Annotated in this window: 5 protein-coding genes and 1 pseudogene; 3 read left to right on the forward strand and 3 right to left on the reverse strand. The window is 71.6% G+C overall.

The features are described from left to right. Window positions 1-517 precede the first annotated feature (517 nt). Window positions 518-925 (forward strand): ATP-binding protein, encoded by a 408-nt coding sequence (locus O3Q52_RS47960; RefSeq protein WP_269654756.1) that lies wholly within the window; start codon window positions 518-520, stop codon window positions 923-925. A 154-nt stretch (window positions 926-1,079) separates the two neighbouring features. On the opposite strand, the gene O3Q52_RS47965 is transcribed toward O3Q52_RS47960, so the two are convergent. Both O3Q52_RS47965 and fdxA read right to left on the reverse strand, forming a co-directional pair. Then, window positions 1,080-2,174 (reverse strand): bifunctional succinyldiaminopimelate transaminase/glutamate-prephenate aminotransferase, encoded by a 1,095-nt coding sequence (locus O3Q52_RS47965; protein WP_269654757.1) that lies wholly within the window; start codon window positions 2,172-2,174, stop codon window positions 1,080-1,082. A gap of 190 nt (window positions 2,175-2,364) precedes the next feature. Further along, a complete protein-coding gene (gene fdxA, locus O3Q52_RS47970; RefSeq protein WP_019058397.1) occupies window positions 2,365-2,685 on the reverse strand; it encodes a ferredoxin in 321 nt (106 codons plus the stop codon). 141 nt (window positions 2,686-2,826) lie between these two features. Between fdxA and O3Q52_RS47975 the strand changes: the two genes are divergently transcribed. Next, entirely contained in the window at window positions 2,827-3,930 is a 1,104-nt protein-coding gene (locus O3Q52_RS47975; RefSeq protein WP_269654758.1) for a GNAT family N-acetyltransferase, read from the forward strand. Between the two features lie 17 nt (window positions 3,931-3,947). Further along, on the forward strand, window positions 3,948-4,847 hold the full coding sequence (locus tag O3Q52_RS47980; RefSeq protein ID WP_269654759.1) for a transglutaminase-like domain-containing protein: 900 nt from the start codon (window positions 3,948-3,950) through the stop codon (window positions 4,845-4,847). A 149-nt stretch (window positions 4,848-4,996) separates the two neighbouring features. Here O3Q52_RS47980 and O3Q52_RS47985 read toward each other — a convergent pair. Next, a pseudogene (locus tag O3Q52_RS47985) lies at window positions 4,997-5,230 on the reverse strand (response regulator); the annotation flags it as partial. Window positions 5,231-5,528: the final 298 nt, after the last annotated feature.

Here is a 5,528-nt window from a genome sequence, read left to right on the forward strand (position 1 = left end):
CACTGGGCGGTGGCCAACTCGTCGGCGCTGCACGTCGAGCGGGTCTCGTACGCGGGCCGGGCGTGGACGGCCGGGAGCACCCGGAGCGAATGGCGCGACGACTCGGGCGCGTGGAACTCCACGGGCGAAGTCCGAATCGTCACCGGGCAGTAGTACGGGCCTTCACCCGTTGGGGGCACGCCCGGCGCGGCATGTCGACGGCCGGCCAGGTATTTCCTCCGGCCCTTCCGGCACCTCTGGCGAATCCGCCAGATCCCTTGGGATCAAAGGGCCGTAGCGATTCGGCAGACTTTCTCACCGGGCGTTCTTTGCCCGGGTTTCTCCACAGCCGATAATGCGACGCATTGCCAACTCTTTACGTTGGGCCACCGCAACCTTCGCGGACTTCGAGCGGTAGTCACTGCGTCCGAGCCCGGAACGATCAACAGCCGGTCGATCGACGGAGGGCCGACAGCCAGTCGGTCAACTGCCGGGCACGGTACGACACTTCACCGTTCTCTTCCGTCAAAGGAGCATCATGTCCCTCCCCCTGACCCGCCGGATCGCCCGTGCCGCGCTGCTCGTCGCAGCGGGAGCGGCAGCCGGGGTCGGTGCGGCCGGCTCCGCGAGCGCGGCCGAACTGCCGGCCACCCCCGACCTCGGCGGGCTGCCCGCGCTGGACAACGCGGGCACCACCGTCGACGGCGCCGCGCAGAACGCCACCGGGCTCGCGGGTGACGCGGGCAGCAAGGCCGTCAAGAAGGCCGTGCCGACCGCGGGCAAGACCGGCGGCAAGGCCGTCAAGACCACGACTCCCGCCGCGCAGAAGACCGCCGGGGATGCCGCCGGGACCGCGGGTGACGTGCTCGGTGACGCCGCGGGGGCCACCGGTGGTGGGCTGCCCGGGGCGGGGCAGCTGCCGCTTCAGGGCTTGCCGCTCGGCTAGTCGTTGGCTCGGCCTGCCGCCGGGGCCGTATGGCGAAGGGGTCCAGGGAGCTTCCCTGGGCCCCTTCGCTTTTGCCGGGTGGGCGGGTGCGGGTTGTCGTGGGCCGGTCGCGCAGTTCCCCGCGCCCCTGAAGGGGCCCCGCCCGGGCAGGCAATCAGGTCAGGCGGGATACCGCTGCCGCTACCCGGTCGTCCGTTGCCGTCAGTGCCACGCGGACGAACTTGTCGCCTGCCGGGCCGTAGAAGTCGCCCGGGGCCACGAGGATGCCCAGGTCCGCGAGGTGGGCGACCGTGTCCCAGCAGGGTTCGTCCCTGGTGGCCCAGAGGTAGAGGCTGGCCTCGCTGTGTTCGATGCGGAAGCCGTGGGCCAGGAGGGCGTCGCGGAGGGCGGTGCGGCGGGCCGTGTAGCGGGCGCGCTGTTCGTGGACGTGGGTGTCGTCGGAGAGGGCGGCGACCGTCGCGGCCTGGGTGGGCGCGGAGGTCATCATGCCGCCGTGCTTGCGGATCTGGAGAAGGTCGCCGAGGACCCCGGAGTCACCGGCCAGGAAAGCCGAGCGGTAGCCCGCCAGGTTGGACCGCTTCGAGAGCGAGTGGACCGACACGATCCCCTCGTACGAGCCGCCGCACACGTCCGGGTGCAGGACCGAGACCGGGTCGGCCTCCCAGCCCAGCTCGATGTAGCACTCGTCGGAGAAGACGAGGACGCCGTGCTCGCGTGCCCAGGCCACGATCCGGGTGAGCTCCGGGAGGGAGAGCACCCGGCCCGTCGGGTTCGACGGGGAGTTGAGCCACAGCAGCTTGAGGCCGGTGGGGTCCAGCTCGGTCGGGTCGTCGTACGCCACGTAGTCCGCGCGGGCCAGGCGTGCGCCGACCTCGTACGTCGGATACGCCAGGCGCGGGTAGGCGACCCTGTCGCCGGGGCCGAGGCCCAGCTGCGTCGGCAGCCAGGCCACCAGCTCCTTGGAGCCGACCACCGGCAGCACGTTGCGGTGGGTGAAGTCCCGTGCGCCCAGCCGTCGCTCGCACCAGCCCACCAGGGCGTCCCGCAGCTCCGGCGTGCCCCACACCGTGGGGTAGCCGGGCGAGTCGGCGGCCGCGACCAGGGCTTTCTGGATCAGGTCGGGCACCGGGTCGACCGGGGTGCCGACGGACAGGTCGACGATGCCGCCCGGGTGAGCGGCGGCCGTCGCCTTGAAGGGCTCCAGCTTGTCCCAGGGGAAGGTGGGAAGCCGGTCGGAGACTGCGGACACGGGTTCTGGCTCACTTTCTCGCACGGACGTGGGCGTCCGTACGGACGGGTGGCACGTACGGCAAACGCCTCGGTCCCGTACGGCGGCAGGCCGTACGGGACCGAGGCGGCGCTTCTACCGCCGGGCGGGGCCCCGGCGTCGCTGGGCGGGGCCCCGGCGTCGCTGGGCGGGGCCCCGGCGTACGTACCGCTTACTGGTTCTGCGGCGGCAGCGCTGCGACGAAGGGGTGGTCGCGCTCGATGAGTCCCAGCTTGCTGGCACCGCCGGGCGAGCCGAGTTCGTCGAAGAACTCGACGTTCGCCTTGTAGTAGTCCTTCCACTCCTCGGGAGTGTCGTCCTCGTAGAAGATCGCCTCGACCGGGCAGACCGGCTCACAGGCACCACAGTCGACGCATTCGTCCGGGTGGATGTACAAGGACCGGGAGCCCTCGTAGATGCAGTCGACCGGGCACTCCTCGATGCACGCCTTGTCCTTGACGTCGACACAAGGCTGCGCGATGACGTAGGTCACGCTGTCGTTCCTCCTCGATAGGGCGCTGGCGAGCCGTCTTCAGGCTCCGCCACCTGGCGCGCGGGAGCGCGGCGTCGTCGATGCCCGCACCTAGTATCTCCGTTCTTGGGCATGATCCGAACAGGAGGGTTGGACTGAGCTGTGGAATTCTCCGCACACTTCCGTCTCGATGTCCGTGTTACCCCCGCTGACGTGGGGAAACGCGTCTCGGTACGACGGTTGCGCGAAGACCCTCCTGAGGGTGAGAAGTTCACCGACACGGTTGGCGTTCTCACATCATGGGACAACGGTGTGCTGCTGATCACACGACGGTCCGGGGAGAGCGTCCGTATTCCGGAATCGGCGCTGGTGGCGGGCAAGGTCGTACCGGCCGCTCCCGCTCGGCGGAAGGGCCCGGCGGCCTCGTACGAGGAGCTGGCGCGGGTCGCCGCCCGGGCCTGGCAGCCGGTCGAGCGGGAGCGGCTCGGCGAGTGGGAGCTGCGGGCCGCCGCGGGGTTCACCCGACGGGCCAACTCGGTGCTGCCCCTCGGCGACCCGGGCGTCCCGTTGGACGAGACACTGTCGCTCGTACGGGAGTGGTACGCGGCCCGGGGGCTGCCCGCTTACGTGCAGACCGCGACCGGAGCGGCGGGCACGCAGGAGCTGCTGTGCGCCGATCTGGAGGCGCGGGGGTGGGAGCGCGAGGTGACCGCAGAGATGTGGATCGGCGCTCTGGCGCCGATCGGTGATCTCCCGGACCCCGGTCCGGACCGGCCCGTCGTGCTGGCACGCGAGGCGGACGAGGCCTGGCTCGGCCGCTACCAGCGCAAGGGCGTGAGCGGAGTGGCCCTGGAGGTGCTCGGCAGCGGCCCCTCGGTGTGGTTCGCGACCGTGCCGGGCGCCGACCCGGGCATACCCGCGGCGATCGGCCGCTGTGTGATCGACGGGCGCTGGGCCGGTTTCGCCGCCGTTGAGGTCGATCCGTCCCTGCGCCGCCAGGGTCTCGCCACCACGGTCATGACGGCCCTGGCCCGCCGGGCGCTGTCCGAGGGCGCCTCGGCGGCATGGCTCCAGGTGGAGGCCGACAACGCGGGCGCCCGGGCCCTGTACGCGCGGATGGGCTTCGCGGCGCATCACGCGTACCACCACTATCGCGGGCCCGCGGCGACGGGCGGCGGGGCCTCCGCGGGCGCCGACGAACACGTCGGCCGCCTGCCCGGCGACGAAATCGGTGGCGGTGCCACAGAGCGGTATCGATCGGTGTGAAAGGGCACGAGGCAGCTATGCGTCCTCTTCATCCTCCCGGGCCCGAGCGGAGCGCCGAGTGGCGGCGGCGGTTCGGCGACGAGGCGCGGGCCGAGCGGCCGGATCTGTCGGCGTTGTGTCTGCTGGTGGGCGCCCAGGCGGACGGGGAGCTGGACGAGGCCGGGCTGGACGCGGCACAGATCGAGCTGGACCGGCTGGCCGGGGAGCTGCCGTTCCGGCCCGGCGGGCCGCGGTCCTGGGCCACGGCGCTCGCCGAGCATCTCGGTGACCGGTGCGGGTTCCGGGGTACGCCCGGTGACTATCAGCGGCTGGACTCCTCGCTGCTGCACGAGGTGCTGCGGCGGCGGCGCGGGCTGCCGATCCTTCTGTCGGTGGTGTGGATGGAGGTCGCGAGGCGGGCCGGGGCTCCCGTGTACGGGGTTGCGCTGCCGGGGCACTTCGTCGTCGGCTTCGGTCCCACCCGTCACCCGACCACCGCCCCTCAAGGAGCTTCGCTCAGTGATTTCTTCCAGCAGCAGGTTCTCGTCGATCCCTTCGACGGGGGCCGGGTGCTGAGCGGGACCGACGCCGAGTTGCTGGTGGCCGGTGCGACGGGGGCGCCGCTGGATCCTTCGATGCTGTCGCCCGCGGATCCGCTGGACGTGGTCCTGCGGATCCTGAACAACATCCGTGCTTGGGCCGCCGCCCGGCCGGAGCGGTCCGATGTCGCGCTGTGGGCCGTCGAGCTTTCCCTGCTGCTGCCGTCGCATCCTGCTCGGCTTCGGTACGACCGGGCGCAACTGCTCGTTGAGCGGGGGGACTTTCTCACGGGGGCGACGGAACTCGATGCGTACGCGGAGGTTGTGGCCGCCGTTGATGAGCCTGCGGCCGATCGGGTTCGGCGGCAGGCGCGGGCGGCTCGGGCCATGCTCAATTGACTTTCGCCCAGGCGCCATTGGGGTGTTGTTGTAGCGCGAGTGCGGGTGCGTTGTGGCTTGTCACGCAGTTCCCCGCGCCCCTTACGGGGCTATAGCCAGCCCTTCTCCCTCGCGATCCGTACCGCCTCCGCTCTGTTCCGTGCCGCCAGCTTGAGCGCGGGGAACTCCCGGTGGAGCTCGGCCGCCGCCTCGATGCCGGTGGCGCCCGGCATCTCGATGTCCAGGAGCGCCACGTCCACGTCGTGCCCGCGTACGGCGGCCAGCACCTCGTCGCCGCGGGCGACCTGCGCCACCACGTCGATGTCCGGTTCGAGGCGGAGCAGGGCCGCGAGGGCCTCGCGCAGCTCGATCGTCGTACGGATCAGGGTGCGGACGCCGACCATGGCGAAACCGCCGAGGAGCGCCGGGAGGAGCAGCGAGGCCAGGTACCCGTTCCCCTCCGGTACGGGTACGTTTCCGCAGGTCTTGGTCACCTGATCGAACCCGACCACCGAGCCGGTGGCCTCCGCTGTCGCAGTCGCTGTCATGTGACCCAGCGTGGCGGGAGGCGGGCCCCGCCCGGCAGTGTCGGCCGTCGTGACTCCCGGATGACAGATGTCATGTGCGGGTACGCGGCGGCGACCGGCAGGGGTGACCGGCCGAGGCGGTCACGCGGTCAGGCGGTCAGGCGGTCAGGCGGTC

It is taken from the genome of Streptomyces sp. ActVer (assembly GCF_027270795.1).
GTDB lineage: Bacteria > Actinomycetota > Actinomycetes > Streptomycetales > Streptomycetaceae > Streptomyces > Streptomyces umbrinus_A.